This window comes from Psychrobacillus sp. BL-248-WT-3, assembly GCF_012843435.1.
Classification (GTDB): domain Bacteria; phylum Bacillota; class Bacilli; order Bacillales_A; family Planococcaceae; genus Psychrobacillus.
Genome location: NZ_JABAFC010000001.1, coordinates 292049 through 314904, shown reverse-complemented (window position 1 = coordinate 314904; position 22856 = coordinate 292049). Strand labels below are relative to the sequence as shown.

The following is a 22856-nucleotide window of genomic DNA, read 5'->3' as shown; positions in this document are numbered from 1 at the left end:
CAAGAACAGTTGCTTCATTGATTCGATTTATTAGGTAAACTTAGGTCTTGGAAGAAAAACTTATTATTTAATAATAACTTTTTATGCAAATTGGAATAAAGAGATTGCTTTAATCCTCAACTTCTCACAGCTTGTAATCCTTCATGTTCCTTGCATTTACCTCAAATTCATACTATACTAAACCCTAACGTTACGGTTAGGAGTGATACTATTGGGACAGAGAAACTAAGAATTGGCGAGTTAGCTGAAAAAAGTGGCATTACTAAGCGTACCATCGATTATTATACTACTCTAGGGCTATTAGATGCTGAACGTTCTAGTTCCAACTATCGTTACTACCCTTATGAGGCTATTGAAAGACTAAGAGTTATAGAAGAGAAAAAGTTAAAAGGTATGTCACTTGAAGAAATAAAAAGAGAGCTTGCCAAAGATAGCATAGAAGAGATTGATATCCAGGAAATACGATTACAGATGCAATATTTAGAAAAAGAAGTTTCTCACTTATTGGAACAAATAAATGAGAAGGAAGATAACACAAAGCATTCCATCAAACAGAAAGTTTCATCAGAAAGTGTTGCTCTTATGCAATCCTTATTATTATTAATCACTTAGGAGGTGAAGTCTTACTTTCGAGTAAGACAACTTATTGACCGCATTGAATTTAACTATTTTTGTCATATTAATCGCTTTAACCGCATTCTTCGTAGCTACGGAGTTTGCTATCGTAAAGGTACGTCATTCCAGAATAGATCAGTTAGTAGCAGAAGGTCGTAAAGGTTCTAAGGCTGCAAAACAAGTTACATCGCGCTTAGATGAATACCTGTCTGCCTGTCAGCTTGGTATTACTGTAACTGCTTTAGGAATAGGGATGGTTGGTGAATCGACATTCGAATTTATCCTACATCCATTGTTTGAAACAATTGGAATTAGTACGGACAACATTCATTACTTTACGATTGGTGCTGCATTTTTAATCGCTACTTTTTTACATGTCGTGGTCGGAGAGTTGGCTCCAAAAACAATAGCTATCCAAAAAGCAGAAGCAGTAACCCTTGTTTTTGCTAAACCGATAATGATTTTCTACAAAATCCTATATCCATTCATTTGGTTCCTAAATGGCTCTGCTCGCTTGCTCGTTGGGCTTTTTGGTATGAGACCAGCATCAGAACATGAACTATCTCACACAGAAGAAGAGCTTCGATTATTACTTGCGGAGAGTTATAAGAGCGGGGAAATTAACCAAAATGAATTGAAGTATGTAAATAATGTATTTGAATTCGATGACCGCATTGCTCGTGAAATCATGGTACCTCGTACTCAAATTATTGGTTTTGAAAGAAAAGCTACCTTTAATGAGGTATTAACTACGATTTCTGAGGAACGTTATACACGCTACCCTGTTTATGAAGAAGATAGAGATAATATCATTGGATTTATTAATATTAAAGATTTCTTAACTCTAGGTATTAATAATCGTATAACATTGGAAAACTTCAATATAGAGGATTTTGTTAATCCTGTGATTAATACTATAGAAACTACTCCGATTAACAGTCTGTTATTGAAAATGCAAAAAGAGCGTATTCATATGGCTATATTGTTAGATGAATATGGTGGTACGTCTGGGCTTGTAACCGTTGAAGATATCTTGGAGGAAATTGTAGGAGAAATCCGAGATGAATTTGATGACGACGAAATAGCAGATGTTCGGAAAGTCAAAGAAGACCACTATATCATTCACACAAATGTGTTACTTGATGATGTCGCGAAATTGTTGAAAATAGATCTTTATAATCCTGATGTAGATACAATTGGTGGATGGTATTACACTCAGGACATAGAGTTACACATGGATGAACAAATTGAGTATGGTGGTTATATATTCTCCATCAATGAAAAACAAGACAATCATATCCAATTTATCGAAGTACAAAAATTTAATGCTTAATTTAATATATAAAACCCATTTTGATATTTCAAAATGGGTTTTATATATATTCGCTCAATCATTGTTATAGGACTTACTTAGCATATTTTCTTAATGATTAATTTATTAATAGATTTAATGCCTTCTCAACTATAAGTTCAGCACTATTCTCTTCAGGTGGCATCCATAAGCCAGTAACAGGTCCATATATAATGGGATTCACCTCAACTTCGTAACCCCCTGCTATTCGACTCTTTAGCATCTTTTCAATTTTCTAATGTAATACTATGTTCTATCATATTAACGTTTTTACCTGCTTAAAATCATAATTTTAATCTCTCTTGGTTATAGAATATTCTACTTTAACAAGAGAAAGCTTGACTTAAAAGAAATGAATTTTTATGATGAGATAGAAGGCAAAAAAAAGGGAGAAGAAATATGAGCCCACTTATTAGTATTTCAGATTATATCTTTAATAATAAAGAATTGTTGGCTAGTAATATCGTTGATGAGGTAATCAATTCTCTAGATATGGATATACCTCGTTGGGAACAGGAACAAGCTAAAAATATGTATATTGAGTTTGTTACCTTTATTGGAGAGTATATTTTAAGTGGTGAGGAGAAAATCCCTGAATCCTTATTAATATGGAGTAAAAAGAATGCAGCAATGGTTTCTCTTGATGGTAATCTATCTACCCTAGTAGTCAGATATCTCCCTACTCGCAATGTAATTACTGACATACTGACTAATTTAGCAATCACATTCGATCTTAATTTGAAAGAGCTAAGTAAATTGATTAAACAAGTTAACAGAATGTTAGATATGAGCCTTAACGAAACGGTTGCCAATTATGAGTATCTAGCAAGCGAATACCAAAAGATGTCCCAAATGGAATTAGCAAAGGTCGGAGCACCAATAGTTCCTGTTAAAGAAGGAATTATAGTTTTGCCATTGGTAGGACACATTGATACATATCGGATAGACTATATGATAGAAAATTTAACTCCTAAAATTGCAAGTGCTGGTGTATTTTACGTTATAATTGACTTTTCAGGGGTATATAAAATCGATAAAGGAAACGTTCAATATATAAACGAATTGGTTCAAATGATTCGTATAATGGGAATTAGTGTTATGGCAACAGGGATTTGCCCTGATTTAGCTAAAATGACCATTAATGAAGGAATAGATGTGGCTGCAGATGTCATTTACCCTAATTTAAAGATTGCATTAGAAAGCATTAATTAATATTATTACTTCAGGAAAAGTACCCATTATATACCACTATGTTATAGTTTGCTAATCCTACAAGTTGTTCTGTATGATTGTGTACAAATCCTTGTAAGGAGCTAGTAACTATGATGTATCTTTTAGCTATTGTTTTACCACCAGTAGCAGTTTTATTCTCCGGGAAGCCATTTCAAGCTTTTCTTAATTTACTACTATGTTTTTTAGGTTACGTACCTGGAATTATTCATGCTATCCTTGTAGTACATGACCATAAAGCAAATAAACGAACGCTTAAACAAACAGAGCTAATAAAAAGGAATAATAAATAATCGAATATTTGCAGGGAATAAAATTGCCCCTCTAAAAAGCTCCAAAAATTTTGCGCAAAGCAAAATTTCTGGAGCTTTATTTTGAATTAGACATTTATAGCTTTATGGGATTCATTTATTATTACTCCTAAAAGTCCTTCATACTTTCTCCAAGAATATAATGTGAATTTTGTTTCCCCCTTGTAAAGGTAATCAATCTATAAAAGCCATATTTTCCCCTGTTCCTTGTCCTTTCTGTTATCTCTTTAACCTCATTAATGTACTACCATTCACATCGGTAGAAAATCCAAATTGCTCATAGTAGGAAACTAATCTTTCAGGACAATAAAGCTCGACTCGCTCTACATCCTGAATGACTGAGTGATTTAACAGGCTGTTCATTAGAGTTAACCCATATCCTTGTTTCCGACCGTTTTCTTTTACAATTACATCAAAAATAAACGCCCTGTATACTCCATCTGAAATTGCTCTTGCGAAGCCCACTAGCTCATCTGAGACCTGATCAACTAAGCCTATCGTTACATGACTCAAATCAATCATTGTTTTTATATCAGCTAAGCTACGCTCTTTTGTCCACCATTCATTTTGAAATAATTGATACAAGTCTGTTAAATGCTTTTCAGTAAAATGATGGATTACTTTTATAGACATTTTAACTCCTCCAAGAAATATAAAATTTATTATAATGTGTAATCATTTTAGTAGGATAAAAGGACTTAGCTTACTTCAAACAAACTAAGTCCTTTTAAAAATCATATAGTTATTTAGATATTCAACAAAAACCCAGTTACCTATCCTAGAACGGCAGGCTTTGAAAAAGGGAAATGGTTAACCCTAATACCAATACGGTTCCTACAGAAAGTAAGCTTATCATTTTCCACCAATTTATCTCTTTTGAGGGTTTTACAGCCTCTTGGGAAACTACCATCCAGATCACTACAGAAACTATTGATATTATGGCAATAAACTCTTTAGACATATTTAATCCCCCCTTAACCCTTATGTCCCTCAGTTTCTAGCGTTAATTATCAAAAAATGTGGTGTTGTCATCAGCTTGTGATAACCTTTAGGATCTATCTTCTTAAATTCTTCCGTAGGCTGTGGCTCTATAAGACGCTCTAATTTAAAATATTTTAAAGTTTCGTTTAAGATGGCTTGCATAGGTCTCCTATAAAAAGGCACTTCAATTATTTTCCCATCGCGCTTCCACTGATCTATTATAAATTCATGTGAAAAATAATCTCCTTCCTTAGCCAATCTTATATCCATAGTTGGGTGGTGTACCGAAAATATGAATTGACCGCCTGGCTTTAAGATTCTTTGAAACTCTTTAAATGTCAATTCCCAATCATTGATATAATGAAGGACTAATGAGCTAATAATGAGATCAAAACTATTGTCTTCAAAGGGAAGTTCTTCTTCTAAGCTTAAGCAAAGAACATTTGCTTTGTCCTTTACTCTTCTTTTCGTTGCCTCTACCATTTTAGGACTGATATCGATTGCTGTAACCGTTGCCCCTTCCCGTATAAGCTGGGAGGTATACCATCCTGCAGCACAACCCGCATCCAAAACGCTTAGATTATTTAAATTAGAAGGCATTTGTTTGACCATTTCTGGTCTCTCATATTCCGTGTTATATATACTTCTTTGATCGACGTTAAATTCATAATCATCGGCGAGCTGGTTATACGCCTGAATGACACGATCCTTCATGTTAGCCCTCCTTGCTGACTTGTATATACTGGTCTAACCAATCCTCTATCTCTTCCGTTTTTAATCGCTGTTGCACTTCTTTTTCAAATAATGGAGGATCTAAAAGCTCATCCAAATTCCCTAGAACACTCTCTACATTGCTTCTGTTAACGAGAAAATTTTCATTTGGAAGTCTTAACTCTATTTGTTCCAAATTCTTAATAAGTACAAAAGCAGCTGTAGTATTATAAATGACCGATTGTTGTACTTGACGAGGAGAAACGTCACTTAAATCTTTATAATTCACGATTAACAAAAAACGATCAGGGTCCTGTTCAAAGCCATTCAAATAATTTTGTAAAGGAAGTGATTGAAACAAATGTGCATTATTTGAGTTGTTTCCCATATATAGATTTTCATATACTAGCACCTTGCTAAAATCATGGGTCTCTGGATCAAGCTGCCGTAGCATTTCTTCCGCTTGTAAATTTTCTTTTTCTGGTAGGTAAAAAAGGTTCATCCATCCAAAAAGTATAAGCCCAGTAATGAATAATCCAATTATTAACTTATTCTTCATAGTTCGCTTCATTACCTCCTCTGATAACTATGTTTTTAAATCTGTTAATTAATAAAGGTACAATGATGGAGAAAAATGGAGCCAAATAGGCTGCTATAGTCTGACCGAATTGATAAGGACCTTCAATAGAGATATTACGGCCAAACCATAGATCACTACCAAAATGGATGGCAGTAATCATTCCCCACTGCGCTACCATAAACAATGCCCAAATAATCCAAATCCATTTTTGCCATCTATTCATAAAAGCTAATTGGATTGTTCTTTCATTCGTTAAAGAACCTGCTATGATTTTTAACACGATATAAAATACGCCAATTATTAATATGATTATTAACAACAGCCAGCTCGTAGCCCTTAAGGAACTAAAAACATTAAACGGAATAGAGATGATCCATGCTATCAATAAATAAATCAGCGACCATTGCGTAAGCTTGACCAACACTTTACTTAATTGAACTGATTGTACACCTTCGATTACACTATCCAGTTTAGACATCTTCTCTGTGCTAATCCTAAATGCTTGTTTAGAAGTTATGCCCTTGTTCATAACTAAGTCTTCAATTTCAGCCTCTAAATTTCCGATTACTTCTTCTTTTAACTCTAATGTTTCTTCATTTTTTGGGTATCCAGCAAACATTTTATTAACATAATTTCGTACCTCATTCATCTTAATCACACCCTCCTAAAACTAATCGATCAATGAGCAGCTTTGCTCGATTCCATGCTCTTACATTTTCTTCGTAGGCCGCTAAGCCTTCTTTTGTAATCGTATAATATTTTCGTCGGCCACCTTGGGACTGATCACCCCAGTAGGCATGGATAAGTTCAAACTTTTCTAATCGTTTCAGACTGCTATATAAACTCGGCTCTTTCAATATATACTCTCCATTGCTACCGACTGAGATAGCCTTCATAATTTCATATCCATAATTATCTCCTGCCTTTAAAACCTTTAAAATTATGGTATCGATATGACCTCTTATTAAATCAGCACTTACTTCATTTTCTGACAAACTTATCACCTCTTATTACAATGTATATCAAATTACTATGTCTGTCAAAGTACTATGTCATAAATAAAAAAATAATTGCTTCCCCGCCCTCTCATCATGACAAATCAAGAAAAGTAGGAAAGATAATAGGGGCTTTCCTAAAAGGAAATCAAATAAAAATAAACAGCTTATGATTTTAAAATCAATAAGCTGTTTATTATCAACTGAACTTAAATTATTTGTTATCCTTTTCATTTCCATGCTTAAAATTTCCTGTCGCTTTGGCCATTAGCAATTGTGCTTCCTTGAAGTCTGCAGAATGGATCTTGCTCAAAAATTTTTCGCTAGCTTTTCCTACGAGCGTGGTAACATGTCTTCCTTGAAAAGAGATAAATACTTTTTTATCTTTCGTAATTCTATACGTAAAGACTTCCTCGCCCAATCGATTCCGTTTATCAATGTTATCCATTAATTCACCTCTTTACATTGCCACTAAACTGCTTATCTTTAAGCACTCACAATTACACATTTCAAGTAAAGGTATTTTGATCATGAACCAATAACCATTTTTCATTATTTTTTTTAAATATTAATGTAAGGTAATAAATTTTGTTATATGGATTCCCATTCTGATCCACGTCCTTATACTCAATCTCCACAACAGCGTAGCCCATCTCGTCTGTACACTCTTCTTTAATGATTTGATAACTTAAACTCCAATCGATATCAGCAAACCAATCTTTATTAAATTCAGCGACATCTTTATACCCGCTAATCAAGCGACCGTTAGGCATTATTACACTTATATCTTCTTGTTCAGAAATAGTTTGTAGAAAAGGAATAATATCTTTATTTTGCATTAAATCTAAGTGCTTAATCAGCACAGTGTGAAAACTCTCTTTAATCATACGGTTACTCTCCTTCATAAGTTAATTGCCAGTTGATAATTCATACTTACTTAAAATTTTTTATATTTTCTTACCTACTTTGCTTACGTATTGTTAGAGTTGTAGTTAGCGCTCTTAAAGAACGACATCTTGCTTAAAGCTAAGATTATATATATATATTTGTATATGAAGACATACCCATACTTCTAATCCAATTCAAGTTAACCTATAGCTTCCGTTTCTTTGGACGTGCCATCACTCTAATAAATGCTTAAGGACACGCTAAGTATTCCTCTTCCACACGTAATTCTCAAAACAAGTATATTTAATGACTTTCATCATACCGCCCCCTTTTTAAAAAATAAAAATTCAGACTATTTAAATTTAACATTATTTACCTTTCCTTTCAAGGAAATATGTAAAAAAGGAATAACGAGCACAAAGGAGTGGGAATTTTCCGGTATAAAGAAACTTCTAGGTAGAGATAGAGAACATTTCTTACCGTCCTCTTTATTAATTTAAAATAAATGTTTATGACCACTTAAAAGTAGGTATAATAGAATAGATACTTTTGACTAATGAAAAAGGAGGCATTTATAATGAACCTCATTTATATAGAACTAGTTAGACTAGTAGATGATTACTATAGATGTGAAAATGACGCTTTTAAACAAGAAATTCTCTATGATATACAGTTATTAACTAAGGCTGTTTGCCTTACCGAGTAGTTTTAATTAATAACTTAAGAGAATAAGAAAAGTCCTATAAAAAAAGACTCCACAATATGGAGTCCATTTAATATATATATTTTTACTATATATTCTTAATAGCTTCTTTAATGGATTGTGTCCCATTAACGACATTAAAACTTTTTTGATAGGTGCCTGATTCTTCTAAAGATGCTACAAGTATCTCCGCTACATCCTCGCGAGTAATTGTACTTGGCTCTGCATCCACCCCAACCGTCACTTTTCCTAGTGCTTTTTCATTTATTAACCCACCAGGTCGAACAATAGTATAGTTTAGTTTACTTTGCTCAAGCATTCGGTCTGCATAATGCTTTGCAACATAGTATGGTCTCATTTCAGCGTTCCAATTTTCACGCTTGTCAGCATCAAATGCACTAACCAAAATATATCGCTCAACCCCAGCCGCTTCAGCCGCTTCCATTGTTTTTACTGCTCCGTCTAAGTCAATAAGTAATGTCTTATCAGGACCTGTATGTCCTCCTGAGCCTGCTGCGAAAATGATTGCATCAGCTCCAGTAAATGCTTCGGTTAATGAGTCTACCTTACCCTCGAGATCAAGTAATGCTGCTTCTATCCCTTTTTTCTTAAATTCATTAACCTGCTCCTGTTTTCGAACTACTGCTGTCACCGTATGTTCCCTATGATCTTGTAATTTTTCCACGACCTGTTTACCAATCTGACCATTCGCTCCTACTACTATTACTTTCATTTATATACACTCCTTTTGATAATTGAAATAAAGAACCCCTTCATTTAAGTGAAGGGGTTTGAAATTATTAGTAAGGTTTAGATTCTCGACCAACATCTTCTGCTTTATCCGCAGCAGCATTGGCACCCGGAGAACTCTCTTGTTTTTGTTGTTTTTTTAAGTCTTCCATTTCTTTCATCTTCATCTCGATACCTTCTTTTACACGACGACCATAATCTTCATCTGCTTGTGTAAAGTGGTAGACCATAGCCTCTTGGATTCGAGGATCACAAATAGAAAGTGCGGTAGACAGGTTGTTTATCAATTCATCGCGTTCCCAATCTTCAAAGCTACGATAAGTCTCGCCAGCTTGTCCATAGTTATTCTCTCGATCTATTGGTGCACTTGTAGCCTTAGCATTATATTGTGGCTCATGTTTAATACGCTCTGTTTTTTCAGCCTCCTGAAGTCCACCTATCATGGATGGTTCATAATTGATATGTGGATTTCCACCAGCTTCCTCTGGTCTATGCACATCCATTTGACCACGATGTTGGTTTGTTCTTACAGGAACCTTAGGGGCATTAACAGGTAGCTTTAAATAGTTAGCTCCTACACGATAACGTTGTGTATCTGAATAAGAGAATGTACGTCCTTGAAGCATTTTATCATCTGAGAAATCCAAACCATCTACTAGTACACCAGTACCAAAGGCAGCTTGTTCAATTTCTGCATGATAATCTACTGGATTTCGATTTAATACCATTTTACCAACTGGTAGGAACGGGAATTGTTCCGGTGGCCATAGCTTTGTATCGTCTAATGGGTCAAAATCTAATTCAGGATGCTCATCATCGCTCATAATTTGAACAAATAACTCCCACTCTGGATATTCTCCTCGCTCAATGGATTCATATAAGTCCTGTGTGGCATGAGCAACATTTTTTGCCTGAATGGCATCAGCTTCATCTTGAGTTAGGTTGCGAATACCTTGCTTTGGTTCCCAATGATATTTTACTAATACTGCTTCGCCTTTATCATTTACCCACTTATACGTGTTTACACCAGATCCCTGCATATGGCGATATGTAGCCGGAATTCCCCATGGGGAGAATAGGAAAGTAATCATATGTGTCGCTTCAGGTGATTTAGAAACAAAGTCAAACATACGCTCTGGGTTAGGGATATTAGAAGCAGGGTCTGCCTTAAATGCATGAATCATATCTGGAAATTTCATCGCATCACGAATAAAGAATATTTTTAAGTTGTTTCCAACTAAATCCCAGTTACCATCTTCCGTATACATTTTCACTGCAAAACCACGAGGATCGCGGGCAGTCTCTGGAGAATCCTTAGAGCCTGCAACTGTTGAAAAGCGCACCATCAAAGGTGTTTGTTTTCCAGCACCTGAAAATACTTTTGCACGAGTATACTTTTCTACGGGCTCGTCCCCTACTTTTCCGTAAGTTTCAAAATAGCCAAAAGCACCAGCTCCACGAGCATGAACTACTCGCTCAGGAACTTCTTCTCGGTCAAAGTGTGAAATTTTTTCAATGAAATGATAGTTTTCAAGAGTAGCTGGACCGCGATTTCCTACAGTTCGAATATTTTGATTATCCGTTACAGAATGACCTTGTCGAGTTGTAAGCGTCTCTTTTCCTTGGTTACTTTCGGTTGAACCATTTCTCATTTCTTTTTCTTCTGCCATTATGAAATCCTCCTTCGAAATAGTGCATTCCTTATTTGTAATTCCCTGATATATCACCTTAAAACCTATTTATCAGTTGTTTTTCGAAAAATAATCCAGTTAAACAAAATAAAAAAGAGACATAGGTAGTCTCTTTTTTATCAGTTCCTATTATTTTTAAAAGAAGGACTTAATTCGCTCCATACATCAAATTTGTTTTCATCAAGATCCTGAAATACAAAATTTCTACCAGCATGTCCTCTATCTTCTATTTCCCCAACCTGCAATCCTTTTTCTTTAAATTCTTTGTGTAATAATAGGAGATTATCTACCCCATCTACTTCAAATGTTAAGACAAATTGCTCTCGGCCATGGAAATCTTTAAAGTTCAGACTTTCTTCTTTTTTACTTTTAATCAAAAAGACACTTTGATTGGCTAGGTCCAAAATGGCCTTATCCTCGTCCTTATAATTCTCGACAGCGCCGAGTTGCTCCTGGTACCAGTCGCTTGCGAGAGAAACATTTGAAACTGGGATATAAATAGTTCCAACTCTTATTAATTTCTCATTCAAAGCCTTCCCTCCAATATTGTCCACGTAAGTCCACGTATTATAAAAATATTATGTATTAAAAAACTACCAAATCTTCTTTGCTGTGTCGAATTATTTCTGGTAACTTAAGTTAAATCCGTTAAAATTCACAAATTCTCCGACTGGTTTTCGATAACCTCTTGGCCTAGTATTGTCTACACTTTTACCTATAGTAATCATCATATAAGGTTGTAGATGATCAGGAATATTGAACTCTTTCCTCATTTCATCTACATTATGCACATGCATTGGACAAGTATCAAAACCGAAATGTTTAGCGCAAAGCATAAATAACATTGCATGGATCCCAACATGGAGCGCTAACTCAGTATCTAGTCCATTAGAATTTAAACGCAAATTATCATTATATTTCTTTATATTTTCTATAGTATTTTCATATTCCAATTCACTCATCATTTTAAGCATTTTCATAGGACTAAATATTCTTTCTGCCTCGGATTTTTCAGCACTATTTTTATTACCCATTACGATAACAACAGCACTTGCTGTCTGAATTTTATGCTGATGGTGGTTTAATTCCTTTACTTTTTCTTTTTTCTTTTCATCCATGATTACCAAGTAATTCGCAAATTGAAGATTGAATGCGCTTGGTGCAAGTTTTGTTAAATTGAAAATTTTCTTAAAGTCATCTTCTGTCATTTTTTCTTCTTCAATAAAGTTAACTGCTGAATGACGAAATTTTATTAATTCTTCTATATTCATGTTTATTCTCCTCAAAAAATAATTTGTATTATAAAAACAATAGATTAGTTCTTTCGACTGATACTCAATAGGACTAATTACACTTTAACATATATTAGTAACTAATTTCAACAATTTTCTGAAAATTATATAAATATAATATTAAGAGTTACTTGAAATTCCAATAAAAACACTTGGTTAGAGCAAAGATTGGTGACTCAGTTAGTATATCGCAAGCCGAAGACCCTAGTAACATCAGAAAGAGAAGCAACTAAAGCCTTTCCTTGGAAAAAATACCGCTGATAGCGAAAGTGAAACTTCCTCACTTAATTTCTATATAAAAGATGAAAGACTATAGGTAAACACCAATATTCAAGGTGTCTATCTACAGTCTAAAAATAACATCTGCACTAATCTCAGATGAATCCATATTTATACTAAAATTTTCGGTTTTCGTTGCTCAAGCTTTGGTTCTTCGCTATTTATTTCTTCGCCTGTCTCAATATCAATAAATGTGCTAGTTTCATTGAACCATTTGTCTGGTGCCTGATGTCCCCAGAATGTTTGACGTAGAGGATCATTTAAATCCCAACGCTTTGGCTTCATATCTGGGTCGCAAGTCAAATAGTCTCCTGTATATAACTCTATACGATGACCATCTGGATCTCTTAAATATAGAAAGAATGCATTAGATAATCCATGTCGACCTGGTCCGCGCTCGATACAATCCGCATAGCCCATACTAGCCAACACATCACAGCAGTCGAGTACGCTCAACCGGTCAGATAAAGTATACGCAAAATGATGGAGCTTAGGCCCTGGCCCACTCATGAACGCTTGATCATGAACTGTAGGCTTTCGGAATAACCAAGCAGCCCAGAGGTCTCCATCCTCCGTTTCTGTATATTCGGAACAAGAAAATCCTAAACTCTTCACATAAAAGTCATAGGCTTTTTGCACATTTGGTACAGCACAATTGACGTGATCTATTCGCTGAATTTTTGCACCACGATATAGGTCGTATTTTTGAAGCATCCGATCCACGGTAGGCATTTCTGCAAAAAATTCTAGCGGAATACCCGAAATGTCGTGAACTCTAAGCGTTCTACCGATAGCATACTGATTTCCTTTAGGCATCCACTTCGTTTTAAGTCCTTTAGCCTTGAATAATTTTTCAATGTGCTCCAAATCTTCTTCCTTCATCACCTTGTAGCTTAGCACTTCCACAACTGATTTTTCGGCTTTTTTTAGTAACAGACTGTGATGACAATGCTCTTCTAATCCTCTTAGATAGACATGCCTATCATCTCTCTCAGTTTCTATCATCCCCAACCCATCTACATAGAATTTACGAGATAGCTCTAAATCCTTAACATGTAGCACTGTGCGAGCGATACGTATAATGGAAAAATCCAATGGCCTTCTCCTCCTTTCTATTGTTTTCCGAATTGCTGGATATGATGGTCAGCAATTGATACGTGAATAATTTTATGCTCCGTGTAAAAATCAAAGCTGTAATGCCCACCTTCTCTGCCTATGCCAGAATACTTCGTCCCTCCAAAAGGAGTTCTAAGATCTCGAACGTTTTGGGCATTTACCCATAGCATTCCTGCGTCCACTTTATGTGCTACACGATGTCCACGTTTAATATCGTTCGTCCACACATAACCTGCCAATCCATAATCAGTGTCATTCGCAAGCTTAATGACTTCTTCTTCATTTTTGAACGACATAGCAATTAGAACAGGGCCGAATATTTCTTCTTTAGCAACCCGCATTTGGTTATGAGCATTTAAAATTAATGTTGGAGGCACAAAATTTCCTTTGGAAAATTCAGCTGGAATATGTCCTGAGATTACCTCAGTACCTTCTTCACGTGCTATGTCTATATAGCCACGTACCTTGTTATAGTGACCTCGATCAATAAGAGGACCAACCTCCGTCAGGTCATTTAAAGGGTCTCCCACTTTGATATTAGCAACTCTCTTTTTTAATGCATCTATAAATCTGTCTTTTATGCTTTCTTGGACGAATAATCGAGAATTAGCCGTACAGCGTTCTCCATTAAAGGAAAATATACCCCATACACAGGCGTCTAGTGCTCGCTCGAAATCAGCATCCTCAAAAACAATTATTGGAGATTTGCCGCCTAGCTCCATGGAACAGCTCTTCAAGGTGTCTGCACTATTTTTTATAATAGTAGATCCAGTTATAGTCTCCCCGGTAAACGAAATGAGCTGTACGTCTGGGTGCTTAACTAAAGCATCACCAGCTACCTCTCCCTTACCGTGAACCACATTAAAGACTCCTTTTGGTAAATCTGCCTTATGAATAACCTCTGCCAATAGATTTGCCGATAAAGGAGAAAGCTCTGCCGGCTTTAGGACTACTGTATTTCCTGTAGCAAGGGCTGGAGCAATCTTCCATGTCTCAAGCATGAAAGGTGCATTCCATGGAGTTATTAAGCCGGCTACACCTACAGGGGCATGTATCGTATAATTGACAAATTCGTCATCCACCTGATAGACATCGCCTACCAGACGACTCTCAACCATTCTTGCATAAAAGCGAAAGTTTTCAGAGGCACGGTTTACCATTTTTCTTGTTTGGCTTATTGGCAAACCGGTGTCTAAAGCCTCTAAATATGCGATTCGTTCAACCTCCTCGTCAATAAGGTCTGCAATACGATAAATATAAGACAACCTTTTACTTAACTTCATTGTTTTCCATGGACCATTGTCAAAAGCATCACGAGCTGCTGCAACGGCTTTATCTATATCTTCCTTTTGACCTTCCGAGACTGTATTGATTTGCTCGTTCGTAAAAGGATTCATGTTGATGAAGGTGGCACCACTAGCTGCAGACGTAAATTCACCGTTTATATAGAGGGAAATGCTTTGTTGGGTTTCATGCTTGAGTGACATTAACTCATGAGAAGACACCATGTTCATCACCTTCTTTCATTAAAATTGTTGGGCAGTTTCTTTCGGCAGAATATCTAATTCTATTAAAGTCTGTCGCACTTCATCCTTTACAGCTTGTGAAGGTGGACCTAATGGAAGACGCAGTTTAGGGTTTATCTTCCCCATCATCCCTAAGGCTACCTTTGCCGGAGCAGGATTCGTATCTCTAAATAACGCATCGTTCAAAGGCATTAGTTCGAAATGTAGACCCTGAGCCCTCTCCACATCTCCAGCTGTCCAAGCATTGTAAAGCTCCGCTACTTTAGCAGGCTCTACATTAGCCGTCGCGCTAATAAAGCCTGCACCGCCAATAGCAAGCATTGGGTAACATAGAAGCTCTATTCCTGAATAAAGAAGAAAATCTCTTCCACAGTTTAATAGGACTCGATTTACATGCTCAAAATCCTTATTGGCCTCCTTTACTCCAACAATGTTTGGACAAGCTTCAACTAGTCTCTTCATCGTACCGACTTCCATATTTACTGCAGATCTGCCTGGAATGTTATAGATAATAATTGGGATTTTCACAGAGTCTGCAACTACTTTGAAGTGTGTATATAAGGCTTCCTGATTTGGCTTATTATAATAGGGAACAATTACCATAGCAGCATCAGCGCCTAATTCCTCTGCATACTTAGTAAGCTCCATTGTTTCGTCGTGGTTGGTTGAACCTGTACCAGGTGCAAAAAATACTCGCCCAGCAATTGTTTCACTGGCTAGCTTCATTACTCTTTTACGTTCATTAATGGTTAATGAGCTTGGTTCCCCACTTGTACCCGTCACAGATATACCGTGACTCCCACTTTCTATTTGCCAATGGATAAGGTTCTTAAAGGATTCCTCATCTATTTCTCCATTTTCTGTAAAGGGAGTAACTACAGGACAAATAGAACCTCTTAGCTTCTTTTTTTCTTCTTCATACGCCATTTTATTCGACTCCTTTCAACCCTTTATTTTCTTCCTCCAACTATTTGTTTAACTCTTGGTATTTACCTCCAAAAAACAAGAGAGGCTCACTTGGTTCGTGCTTTACCCCTATTACTTTTCCGATGAAAATAGTATGATCGCCTGCGTCTATTTGGTTAAACAACTCACATGTGATAACTGCAAGTGAGTTCTTTAAAATAGGGTGCTCCTGATAGTAATCAAATGCTACTTCCAGGTTCGAATTCAACTGCCCGGCAAACTGCTTCGAAAGCTCCAGTTGGTTAGCAGTCAAAATATTGATGGCAAATCGTTTAGATGAGTTTATATAAGAATGCATTTTAGCTTGGTCTCCTATGCTTATAGCCACTAGCTTAGGCTCTAGAGAAACTGACATGAATGCATTCGCTGTCATGCCATAAACTTCGTTCTCTACTTGTGTAGTAATTACCGTAACTCCAGTTGCAAAGCTGCCCATTATCGTTCGGAATAACTGATTATCTATTTCATTTTTAAGCTGTTGCATGGATACACTCCTTTATGAAAATCTTTACTATGAAAGTATGCCTGCTTCCTTTTTGGCTCTATTTAGAAAGCTAGTCACCATATCCTTATACGGTTGTTTATTGAAGTTATCATAATAAGCATTGGACATACGAACCGGATCTCCAAAGAAATAATATTCATATAGAGCTTGTCGATTTCCAAATGCACTGATGGATATATCCCAGCCTAAACGGAACAGCTGCACACGTTCTTCCCCATTTATATTTGCACCCTGAGTATAGCGATGTACTAAAGAACCTACATCATCGTTGCTAAAGTCTGCTTCAGTTGGCAATGCCATTAATCCTGAGGCACCTAAAATTTTGATAATTTCATTCATACGCTGGTACATTTTAGGGAACCAGTTTCGAGCGGCATTCAACGGTTCGAAGTCTGGAGTCATATTGCCATATTGGTCTATCTTTGCGTTATGCTCTGCTCGGTATAAGTGAGAGCGCATCACCTCTAGAATCACCATGATTTCACTAGCCTTTTCCTTTACATGCATGAACTTATCGATACCAATGGCCTCCATCATGCTAATAACTACACCTAGGATAAATTCAGTTTTCACAACGTTTTTAGAGATTACTTGATGCGTCATATGAATAACGGCATTCGTTTCTGCATACGTACGATTACAAATATCGGTGCTTTCACAAACAAAGACTCTCTCCCAAGGCACTAAAACATCCTCGAACGATATAATCGCATCACTTTCATCAAATCTAGCACCTAGTGGATGGTCCCATTTACTCTTTCCATAATCAAAAGATTCGCGAGAGAGAAATTTTAAGCCTGGCGTGTTGTTTGGAATAGCAAATGCAAAGGCAAATGGATCGTCCACTGTACCGGGAGTTCGATTTATAGTAGATGGGAAGACGACTAATTCATCCGTTATTCCCCCTAAGGTAGCTAGAAGGCGACAACCGTTTATGATAATTCCATCTGTCGTCTTTTTAGTAATACGTGCAGATAAGAAAGGGTCCTTTTGTTCCGATTGTGTCAGCATGGATCGGTTCACCTGCGGATGAATAAGTGTATGCGTAAGACTGATGTCGTTCTCTCTCGCATATTCATAATAATCTTCTGCATTTTTAGCAAATTGCTTACTCCCGCCGCCCTCCTGTGCAAAGAACTTACTTGCTGTTCCAAACGCCATAATGCTCGTGTTTAAATAATCAGGTGAACGACCCATCATTCCACCCGAAAAAGCTGCCCATTCACTATGCATTTCTCTTCTTTTAAACAAATCTTCCTTTGTTTTCGGTGCGATAAAGGAAAGCCCCACCTTATCTCCGGTAGTTGGTGATTTGTATAACATTTTCTCTGGTTTTTCATGCTGGAGATCATATAAACCCGCTACACTTTCTACCACGTTTTTAAAAGCTGGATGAGTAGTCACATCCTCTACTTTTTCTCCGTGAATCCACACCTCTGTTTGACGATCCTTCACACCTTGGATGTATTCCTTCCCTGTTCGAGCACCCATAATTACTACCTCCTAAATCCGAATTTTCTGAACAAAATAAACGAAAATATATGAAATAATATATGATTTAAAGCATGACGATATTTAAAAACGAGAATGAATATTGTTCTGTTTGTATGTTCCTGAATCACTAAATTCAACCAATTCCATAGACAGTGCTAAATATCTTTTATTCATCGTTTCATCGAAGTGAGCTTTAATAACCTCGAATATAGCGTCACATACTTCTGCCTTGATTTCTTCAGACCTACCTGCAGCAATCTTTAATGTGGCATGTACAAATGCATCATCCTCTAACCCATCAGCCACTCGATAGTCTGTTAGCTCTATTGCTCTCGACCTTATTCCTCCAATTGGGAATGTATCATTTCTAGCTATAAGTATTTGATGAACATCTTTTAATAGCTGCTCCACATTAATGTCTTCCTTTAAGTTGTCTGTGTACTCTACAATAAAATGAGGCAAATCAATTCCCCTCCCGTATTAACTCTTCATGAATGTCTCATCACCTATAATAGTATTTGCTAGGCGACCAATTCCTTCAATTTCGGTCACAATATGATCGCCCACTTTAGTATCCACCGAGCCTTTAGGTGTCCCGGTTAAAATGACATCATTTTCAGTTAAGGTCATAAAGCTACTGATATATTCAATAAGTGTTGGAATATCAAATATCATATCCTTCGTATTACCCTTTTGAACGAGCTTGTCATTAACGTACGTATATAATGGAAGATTCATTGGATCTGAAATGTCCTCCTTATCCACTAACCATGGTCCAAGCGGAGTACAGCCATCCCTATTTTTCACACGAAGATTTGGTCGGTAATAGTTCTCAAGATAATCTCTAAATGCATAATCATTTGCTATACTATAGCCTTTCACATAGTCGTAAGCGTCTTCTTTTTTTACATATCTGCCTTTTTTACCGATTACAACAGCAAGCTCGCATTCGTAATGCATGTAAGTTATATCTGATGGTCGTCTGGTAAACCCGTTATGACCTACAAATGTATTAGGTCCCTTTAGAAAGATAAGAGGTTCAGAAGGGGCATCAAAAGCTAATTCTGCAGCATGATCGGCATAGTTAAGACCTAAAGCAAACGTTGTTCGCGGGTTAAGGGGTGTTAACCATGTAACCTCATCCTGGTTCACAATCCTACCATCCTCAAGCTGAAGACTAGCGTCATATTCACTTGCATTATAAATAGCACCACCATATGCAACTCTAGCTCTTTTTATAGGAAACACCCCTCTTCCTCATCCATCATATAGTTTTCTAATGATCCTATTTCGCTTATATCAATTCTGATCTGATCTCCTACGTGTACTTTAGGAGAAGCTGTAGGAATTCCGACCAGTAGGAGGTCCCCAACGTCTAACGTCATAAACTCCGTTATTTCTTCTAGCAATCTAGCAATTGGGCGCACTAGAGTAGACGTGTTTTTTTCTAACCGGAGTTCATTGTTTATATAGACCTTTATCGTAAAGGAATTTGGATCCATAATATTTTTGGCATCTATAATCCAAGGTCCAATGGCACAAAAACCATCCCTTGCCTTGTATGGCACCGCTGGTCGGAAAATACTATCGTGTGGAATACTGACATCATTTACAATCGTGTAACCAGCAATATAAGAAAATGCATCCTCTTTTTTTATAGCAATTGCCTTCTTACCGATAACTACTCCTAACGATGCTCCAACTTCTAGTGTAGAGAACCCCTTTGGCATAGGAATAGGAGCACCATGAAAATTGATTGTATTTGCCGGTTTTATATACAAGATAGGTGCGTTAGGAGGAGCAGCATAAGGTTTTTGATGAAGCTGCTCTTCTATAGCTGTGAGATCTTCTTTATAGTTAAGTATAGTTCCGTACACTGTCCCACAAACGGGTGAAGCAACAGGGTAATCCTTTAGCCCATTTCTTTGTCCATTTAAGTAAAACGAATTAGTTACAGGATCCACCTCAACTGTTTTTAACGCGTTTAGATGACGAAGCTTTATGCTTGCTGAATTCATCTGCATACCTCCTTAAACCGATAACAATGCTTTATCACTTGTTAACTTCTCTCCCCGGATTCGTTGGAATTCATCCATAAGCTTATTAATTGTTAAAGTTCTTTTCTCCTCGGCATCTATTTGTAAAATGATTTGACCTTTATCCATCATTATTAATCGATTACCTAAATCTAAAGCCTGCTGCATATTATGCGTGATCATCAACGTCGTCAACTTATCCTTTTCCACCAGTTCCTTTGTTAAACTCGTAATGAGTTCTGCCCTGGAAGGATCGAGTGCTGCTGTATGCTCATCTAAAAGTAAAATGGCCGGCTTTGTAAAGGTTGCCATTAATAAGGAAAGTGCCTGCCTTTCTCCACCAGACAGCAACCCGACTTTTGCATTTAGTCGATTTTCTAAGTTGAGATGTAACGTTTCAAGAGAGGTCCGAAAAAATTCACGCCTTTTTTTATCGACACCAATTTTGAGACTTCTTTTTTTATTTCTTGAATAGGCCATCGCAAGATTTTCCTCAATAGTCATCGTCGGAGCGGTACCAGCCATCGGGTCCTGAAAAACTCGACCAATCATTTGAGAGCGTTTATATTCAGGCATCTTCGTAACATCTTTTTTTTCAATCTCTATTGTTCCGAAATCTGGAGATAGAGCGCCCGATATCATATTAAGCATAGTTGATTTACCTGCTCCGTTACTGCCAATGACTGTCATAAAGTCACCCGGACGGAGCTCAAGGTTAATTTGGTCTAATGCTACCTTTTCATCTGGTGTTGCTTCATTAAAAAGCTTATTAATCTGATTGAGCTTTAACAATAGCTGGCCCCTCCTTCAATAAGGATTGGTTTTCTCGAAGTCTTTCAGAATGTCGCTTTGCCTTTCTATTTTTCTCTCTTTTCTTTTCTAAAAACTGTGGTAGCACTAATGCTCCTATAACAATTACCGCGGTGATAAGCTTCATATCACCTGTATCCAAAAAGTTTAAACGGAGAGCCAGTGCAAGTACGATACGATAAATTATCGCTCCAGCTATTACAGCTAATGTTGTACGGACAATCGTTTTTGTTCCAAAAATAGCTTCCCCAATAATCACCGAAGCAAGACCAATGACAATCATCCCAATCCCAAGGCCAATATCTGCAAATTTAGCGTACTGCGCGATTAAGGCCCCTGAGAAAGCAACAAGGGCATTAGAAAAACCAAGACCTATAATGATTAAAGTATCTGTATTGGCTGATAGACTGCGGATCATTTTCTTATTGTCACCAGTAGCTCTGATCGCTAAGCCTATCTCGGTCTTTAAAAACCAATCTACGATGATTTTAATAAGGATTACTACTATAGCCATAAGAAAAATGGTTCCCCATGTAGATGGAACTCTTTCTACTCCAAGCATTTGCAAAAAGCTATTAAGAGCGGAATCTATGCCAAGCCCACTCCAAAATGATTGGAACTGAACAAAAAGGGTTTCCGCATTCAACAGTGGAATATTAGGACGACCTATAGAGTTTTCAGAGGTGAGTCCCATAATTCTTAAATTAATCGAGTACAATGCAATCATCATTAATATTCCAGATAGAAGGGGGTTTATCTTACCCTTCGTATGCAGCAACCCAGTCATACAACCTGCTATAAAGCCTGCTAATATAGCCATAGTTGTTGCCAAAACTGGATGATACCCAAGTATAATCATCGTAGCGGCAGTCCCTGCCCCTATAACAAAGCTACCGTCAACCGTCAGATCTGGAAAATCTAGCACTCGGAATGAGATATACACTCCAAGTGCCATAATCGCATAAATGATTCCTTGTTCCATTGAGCCGAATACTGCTGAAAACATAAAGAATCACCTCCTCGTTATTCGCTCATTTCAGCTTTCCACTCGTCTTTAATATCAACACCGATTGTATCTGCAGTTTCTTTGTTCATAATTAGCTTAAGCTTTTGAGGTACTTGAACAGGGATATCAGCAGGCTTACTTTCACCTTTTAATATTTTGACTGCCATCTGACCAGCCTCATAACCAATATCGAAGTATTCAAATCCATATGCTCCTAAGCCACCACGCTTAACCGAATCAAATTCTCCCACCATCACAGGAATTTTATTTTCATTTGCTACCGAGATTACCGACTCTAGAGCGGAAACAACTGTGTTATCTGTAATAATATACATAGAATCGACTTTTCCTATAAGTGATTCCGTTGCTTGTTTTACATCGGCAGTTGTAGCTACAGAGGCTTCTACAACCGTCATATCCATGTCTTCCAATAACTCTTTAACGGAATCTACCTGAGAGCGTGAATTTTGTTCTCCGGAGTTAAATACCATTCCTACTTTCGTTGCACCAAGCTCTTCTTTTAAAAATTTCATAGTATTAGCAATAGCGTCCGGGTGGGAATCAATAGTACCCGTGACATTACCACCTGGCTTTTCCATCGATTCGACTAGCTCTGCACCAACTGCATCTGTAACAGATGTAAATACAATCGGAATGTCCTGCGTTGCACTAAGTGCAGCTTGAGCACTTCCTGTTGAGTTTGCAAAGATCAAATCTACATTGGAGCTAACTAAGTTTGTAGCTATAGTTGTGTTATTATTACCGTCTCCTTGCGCATTTTGAAACTCGTATTCTGCCTCGATCCCTGCATCCTCTAAAGCCTTTTTAAAGCCGTCATAAGCTGCATTTAAGGATGGATGCTCCGCAATTTGAGTAACTCCAATATTATAGGTTTTGGACGAAGAAGCTTCATCTACCTCATCTCCACAGGCAGCAAGTAACAAGGATGCACTAGCTAATACAGTTAAAAGACTCTTCCATCTCTTCTTCACGTTTATTTCCCCCTCCGACTCTTTTAGT

28 protein-coding genes are annotated in these 22856 nt (G+C 36.9%); 5 read left to right on the top strand and 23 right to left on the bottom strand.

What is annotated here, in order from left to right:
• Window positions 1-150 precede the first annotated feature (150 nt).
• The 4 genes from HF876_RS01625 (at window position 151) to HF876_RS01610 (ending at window position 3489) form a co-directional block, all read left to right on the top strand.
• Window positions 151-612, top strand: coding sequence for a MerR family transcriptional regulator (locus HF876_RS01625; RefSeq protein WP_205963948.1), 462 nt, complete (start codon window positions 151-153; stop codon window positions 610-612).
• 34 nt (window positions 613-646) lie between these two features.
• On the top strand, window positions 647-1948 hold the full coding sequence (locus HF876_RS01620; RefSeq protein WP_169358283.1) for a hemolysin family protein: 1302 nt from the start codon (window positions 647-649) through the stop codon (window positions 1946-1948).
• Window positions 1949-2365: 417 nt separating this feature from the next.
• Window positions 2366-3178: an STAS domain-containing protein gene (locus tag HF876_RS01615; RefSeq protein ID WP_169358282.1), complete on the top strand. Its 813-nt coding sequence runs from the start codon at window positions 2366-2368 to the stop codon at window positions 3176-3178.
• Between the two features lie 110 nt (window positions 3179-3288).
• On the top strand, window positions 3289-3489 hold the full coding sequence (locus HF876_RS01610; RefSeq protein ID WP_169358281.1) for a YqaE/Pmp3 family membrane protein: 201 nt from the start codon (window positions 3289-3291) through the stop codon (window positions 3487-3489).
• Between the two features lie 237 nt (window positions 3490-3726).
• Here the strand turns inward: HF876_RS01610 and HF876_RS01605 are convergent, their stop codons facing one another.
• From HF876_RS01605 to HF876_RS01570, 8 genes are all read right to left on the bottom strand, one after another.
• Window positions 3727-4140 carry a GNAT family N-acetyltransferase gene (locus tag HF876_RS01605; protein WP_169358280.1) on the bottom strand — a complete coding sequence of 138 codons (414 nt, stop codon included), beginning with the start codon at window positions 4138-4140 and terminating at the stop codon, window positions 3727-3729.
• Between the two features lie 145 nt (window positions 4141-4285).
• Entirely contained in the window at window positions 4286-4468 is a 183-nt protein-coding gene (locus HF876_RS01600) for a hypothetical protein (RefSeq protein WP_169358279.1), read from the bottom strand.
• 29 nt (window positions 4469-4497) lie between these two features.
• Window positions 4498-5202, bottom strand: a complete 705-nt coding sequence (locus HF876_RS01595; RefSeq protein WP_169358278.1) for a class I SAM-dependent methyltransferase — start codon at window positions 5200-5202, stop codon at window positions 4498-4500.
• Window position 5203: 1 nt separating this feature from the next.
• A complete protein-coding gene (locus tag HF876_RS01590; RefSeq protein WP_169358277.1) occupies window positions 5204-5758 on the bottom strand; it encodes a DUF4825 domain-containing protein in 555 nt (184 codons plus the stop codon).
• The gene (locus HF876_RS01585) at window positions 5748-6428 is read right to left on the bottom strand and encodes a hypothetical protein (protein WP_169358276.1); all 681 of its coding nucleotides are present in this window, start codon (window positions 6426-6428) and stop codon (window positions 5748-5750) included. The genes HF876_RS01590 and HF876_RS01585 overlap by 11 nt, the downstream gene beginning before the upstream one ends.
• A gap of 1 nt (window position 6429) precedes the next feature.
• Window positions 6430-6774: a PadR family transcriptional regulator gene (locus HF876_RS01580; RefSeq protein WP_169358275.1), complete on the bottom strand. Its 345-nt coding sequence runs from the start codon at window positions 6772-6774 to the stop codon at window positions 6430-6432.
• Window positions 6775-6988: 214 nt separating this feature from the next.
• The gene (locus HF876_RS01575; RefSeq protein ID WP_169358274.1) at window positions 6989-7222 is read right to left on the bottom strand and encodes a hypothetical protein; all 234 of its coding nucleotides are present in this window, start codon (window positions 7220-7222) and stop codon (window positions 6989-6991) included.
• A gap of 61 nt (window positions 7223-7283) precedes the next feature.
• Window positions 7284-7661, bottom strand: coding sequence for a YybH family protein (locus HF876_RS01570; RefSeq protein WP_169358273.1), 378 nt, complete (start codon window positions 7659-7661; stop codon window positions 7284-7286).
• A 578-nt stretch (window positions 7662-8239) separates the two neighbouring features.
• Between HF876_RS01570 and HF876_RS19075 the strand changes: the two genes are divergently transcribed.
• Window positions 8240-8368, top strand: a complete 129-nt coding sequence (locus HF876_RS19075) for a hypothetical protein (RefSeq protein ID WP_277347061.1) — start codon at window positions 8240-8242, stop codon at window positions 8366-8368.
• Between the two features lie 85 nt (window positions 8369-8453).
• Here the strand turns inward: HF876_RS19075 and HF876_RS01565 are convergent, their stop codons facing one another.
• From HF876_RS01565 to HF876_RS01495, 15 genes are all read right to left on the bottom strand, one after another.
• Complete coding sequence (locus tag HF876_RS01565; RefSeq protein WP_169358272.1) at window positions 8454-9098, bottom strand: SDR family oxidoreductase; 645 nt, start codon at window positions 9096-9098, stop codon at window positions 8454-8456.
• Window positions 9099-9165: 67 nt separating this feature from the next.
• Window positions 9166-10785: a catalase gene (locus HF876_RS01560; protein WP_169358271.1), complete on the bottom strand. Its 1620-nt coding sequence runs from the start codon at window positions 10783-10785 to the stop codon at window positions 9166-9168.
• A gap of 140 nt (window positions 10786-10925) precedes the next feature.
• Window positions 10926-11336: a VOC family protein gene (locus HF876_RS01555; RefSeq protein WP_169358270.1), complete on the bottom strand. Its 411-nt coding sequence runs from the start codon at window positions 11334-11336 to the stop codon at window positions 10926-10928.
• Between the two features lie 90 nt (window positions 11337-11426).
• Complete coding sequence (locus HF876_RS01550; protein WP_169358269.1) at window positions 11427-12077, bottom strand: nitroreductase family protein; 651 nt, start codon at window positions 12075-12077, stop codon at window positions 11427-11429.
• Window positions 12078-12488: 411 nt separating this feature from the next.
• Window positions 12489-13472 (bottom strand): 3,4-dihydroxyphenylacetate 2,3-dioxygenase, encoded by a 984-nt coding sequence (hpaD, locus tag HF876_RS01545; RefSeq protein ID WP_169358268.1) that lies wholly within the window; start codon window positions 13470-13472, stop codon window positions 12489-12491.
• Between the two features lie 17 nt (window positions 13473-13489).
• Window positions 13490-15001: a 5-carboxymethyl-2-hydroxymuconate semialdehyde dehydrogenase gene (gene hpaE / locus HF876_RS01540; RefSeq protein WP_169358267.1), complete on the bottom strand. Its 1512-nt coding sequence runs from the start codon at window positions 14999-15001 to the stop codon at window positions 13490-13492.
• 18 nt (window positions 15002-15019) lie between these two features.
• Window positions 15020-15946 (bottom strand): 2,4-dihydroxyhept-2-ene-1,7-dioic acid aldolase, encoded by a 927-nt coding sequence (hpaI, locus tag HF876_RS01535; protein WP_169358266.1) that lies wholly within the window; start codon window positions 15944-15946, stop codon window positions 15020-15022.
• Window positions 15947-15986: 40 nt separating this feature from the next.
• Entirely contained in the window at window positions 15987-16448 is a 462-nt protein-coding gene (locus HF876_RS01530; RefSeq protein WP_169358329.1) for a flavin reductase, read from the bottom strand.
• A gap of 48 nt (window positions 16449-16496) precedes the next feature.
• Window positions 16497-17981, bottom strand: coding sequence for a 4-hydroxyphenylacetate 3-monooxygenase, oxygenase component (hpaB, locus tag HF876_RS01525; protein WP_169358265.1), 1485 nt, complete (start codon window positions 17979-17981; stop codon window positions 16497-16499).
• An 84-nt stretch (window positions 17982-18065) separates the two neighbouring features.
• On the bottom strand, window positions 18066-18446 hold the full coding sequence (locus HF876_RS01520; protein WP_169358264.1) for a 5-carboxymethyl-2-hydroxymuconate Delta-isomerase: 381 nt from the start codon (window positions 18444-18446) through the stop codon (window positions 18066-18068).
• An 18-nt stretch (window positions 18447-18464) separates the two neighbouring features.
• Window positions 18465-19223, bottom strand: a complete 759-nt coding sequence (locus HF876_RS01515; RefSeq protein ID WP_169358328.1) for a fumarylacetoacetate hydrolase family protein — start codon at window positions 19221-19223, stop codon at window positions 18465-18467.
• On the bottom strand, window positions 19220-20002 hold the full coding sequence (locus HF876_RS01510) for a fumarylacetoacetate hydrolase family protein (protein ID WP_169358263.1): 783 nt from the start codon (window positions 20000-20002) through the stop codon (window positions 19220-19222). Before HF876_RS01510 ends, HF876_RS01515 begins: the two co-directional genes overlap by 4 nt.
• 12 nt (window positions 20003-20014) lie before the next feature.
• Window positions 20015-20812: an ABC transporter ATP-binding protein gene (locus HF876_RS01505; RefSeq protein WP_169358262.1), complete on the bottom strand. Its 798-nt coding sequence runs from the start codon at window positions 20810-20812 to the stop codon at window positions 20015-20017.
• Window positions 20790-21836 (bottom strand): ABC transporter permease, encoded by a 1047-nt coding sequence (locus HF876_RS01500; RefSeq protein ID WP_169358261.1) that lies wholly within the window; start codon window positions 21834-21836, stop codon window positions 20790-20792. The genes HF876_RS01505 and HF876_RS01500 overlap by 23 nt, the downstream gene beginning before the upstream one ends.
• Before the next feature lie 17 nt (window positions 21837-21853).
• Window positions 21854-22828, bottom strand: coding sequence for an ABC transporter substrate binding protein (locus tag HF876_RS01495; RefSeq protein ID WP_169358260.1), 975 nt, complete (start codon window positions 22826-22828; stop codon window positions 21854-21856).
• Window positions 22829-22856 lie beyond the last annotated feature (28 nt).

Bases quoted from the DNA above. Each gene is read 5' to 3' on its own strand.
- HF876_RS01615 (WP_169358282.1), top strand. From the start codon at position 2,366: ATGAGCCCACTTATTAGTATTTCAGATTATATCTTTAATAATAAAGAA.
- HF876_RS01610 (WP_169358281.1), top strand. From the start codon at position 3,289: ATGATGTATCTTTTAGCTATTGTTTTACCACCAGTAGCAGTTTTATTC.
- HF876_RS01605 (WP_169358280.1), bottom strand. From the start codon at position 4,140: ATGTCTATAAAAGTAATCCATCATTTTACTGAAAAGCATTTAACAGAC.
- HF876_RS01600 (WP_169358279.1), bottom strand. From the start codon at position 4,468: ATGTCTAAAGAGTTTATTGCCATAATATCAATAGTTTCTGTAGTGATC.
- HF876_RS01595 (WP_169358278.1), bottom strand. From the start codon at position 5,202: ATGAAGGATCGTGTCATTCAGGCGTATAACCAGCTCGCCGATGATTAT.
- HF876_RS01590 (WP_169358277.1), bottom strand. From the start codon at position 5,758: ATGAAGAATAAGTTAATAATTGGATTATTCATTACTGGGCTTATACTT.
- HF876_RS01585 (WP_169358276.1), bottom strand. From the start codon at position 6,428: ATGAATGAGGTACGAAATTATGTTAATAAAATGTTTGCTGGATACCCA.
- HF876_RS01575 (WP_169358274.1), bottom strand. From the start codon at position 7,222: ATGGATAACATTGATAAACGGAATCGATTGGGCGAGGAAGTCTTTACG.
- HF876_RS01570 (WP_169358273.1), bottom strand. From the start codon at position 7,661: ATGATTAAAGAGAGTTTTCACACTGTGCTGATTAAGCACTTAGATTTA.
- HF876_RS19075 (WP_277347061.1), top strand. From the start codon at position 8,240: ATGAACCTCATTTATATAGAACTAGTTAGACTAGTAGATGATTACTAT.
- HF876_RS01565 (WP_169358272.1), bottom strand. From the start codon at position 9,098: ATGAAAGTAATAGTAGTAGGAGCGAATGGTCAGATTGGTAAACAGGTC.
- HF876_RS01560 (WP_169358271.1), bottom strand. From the start codon at position 10,785: ATGGCAGAAGAAAAAGAAATGAGAAATGGTTCAACCGAAAGTAACCAA.
- HF876_RS01550 (WP_169358269.1), bottom strand. From the start codon at position 12,077: ATGAATATAGAAGAATTAATAAAATTTCGTCATTCAGCAGTTAACTTT.
- hpaE (WP_169358267.1), bottom strand. From the start codon at position 15,001: ATGGTGTCTTCTCATGAGTTAATGTCACTCAAGCATGAAACCCAACAA.
- hpaI (WP_169358266.1), bottom strand. From the start codon at position 15,946: ATGGCGTATGAAGAAGAAAAAAAGAAGCTAAGAGGTTCTATTTGTCCT.
- hpaB (WP_169358265.1), bottom strand. From the start codon at position 17,981: ATGGGTGCTCGAACAGGGAAGGAATACATCCAAGGTGTGAAGGATCGT.
- HF876_RS01510 (WP_169358263.1), bottom strand. From the start codon at position 20,002: ATGAATTCAGCAAGCATAAAGCTTCGTCATCTAAACGCGTTAAAAACA.
- HF876_RS01500 (WP_169358261.1), bottom strand. From the start codon at position 21,836: ATGTTTTCAGCAGTATTCGGCTCAATGGAACAAGGAATCATTTATGCG.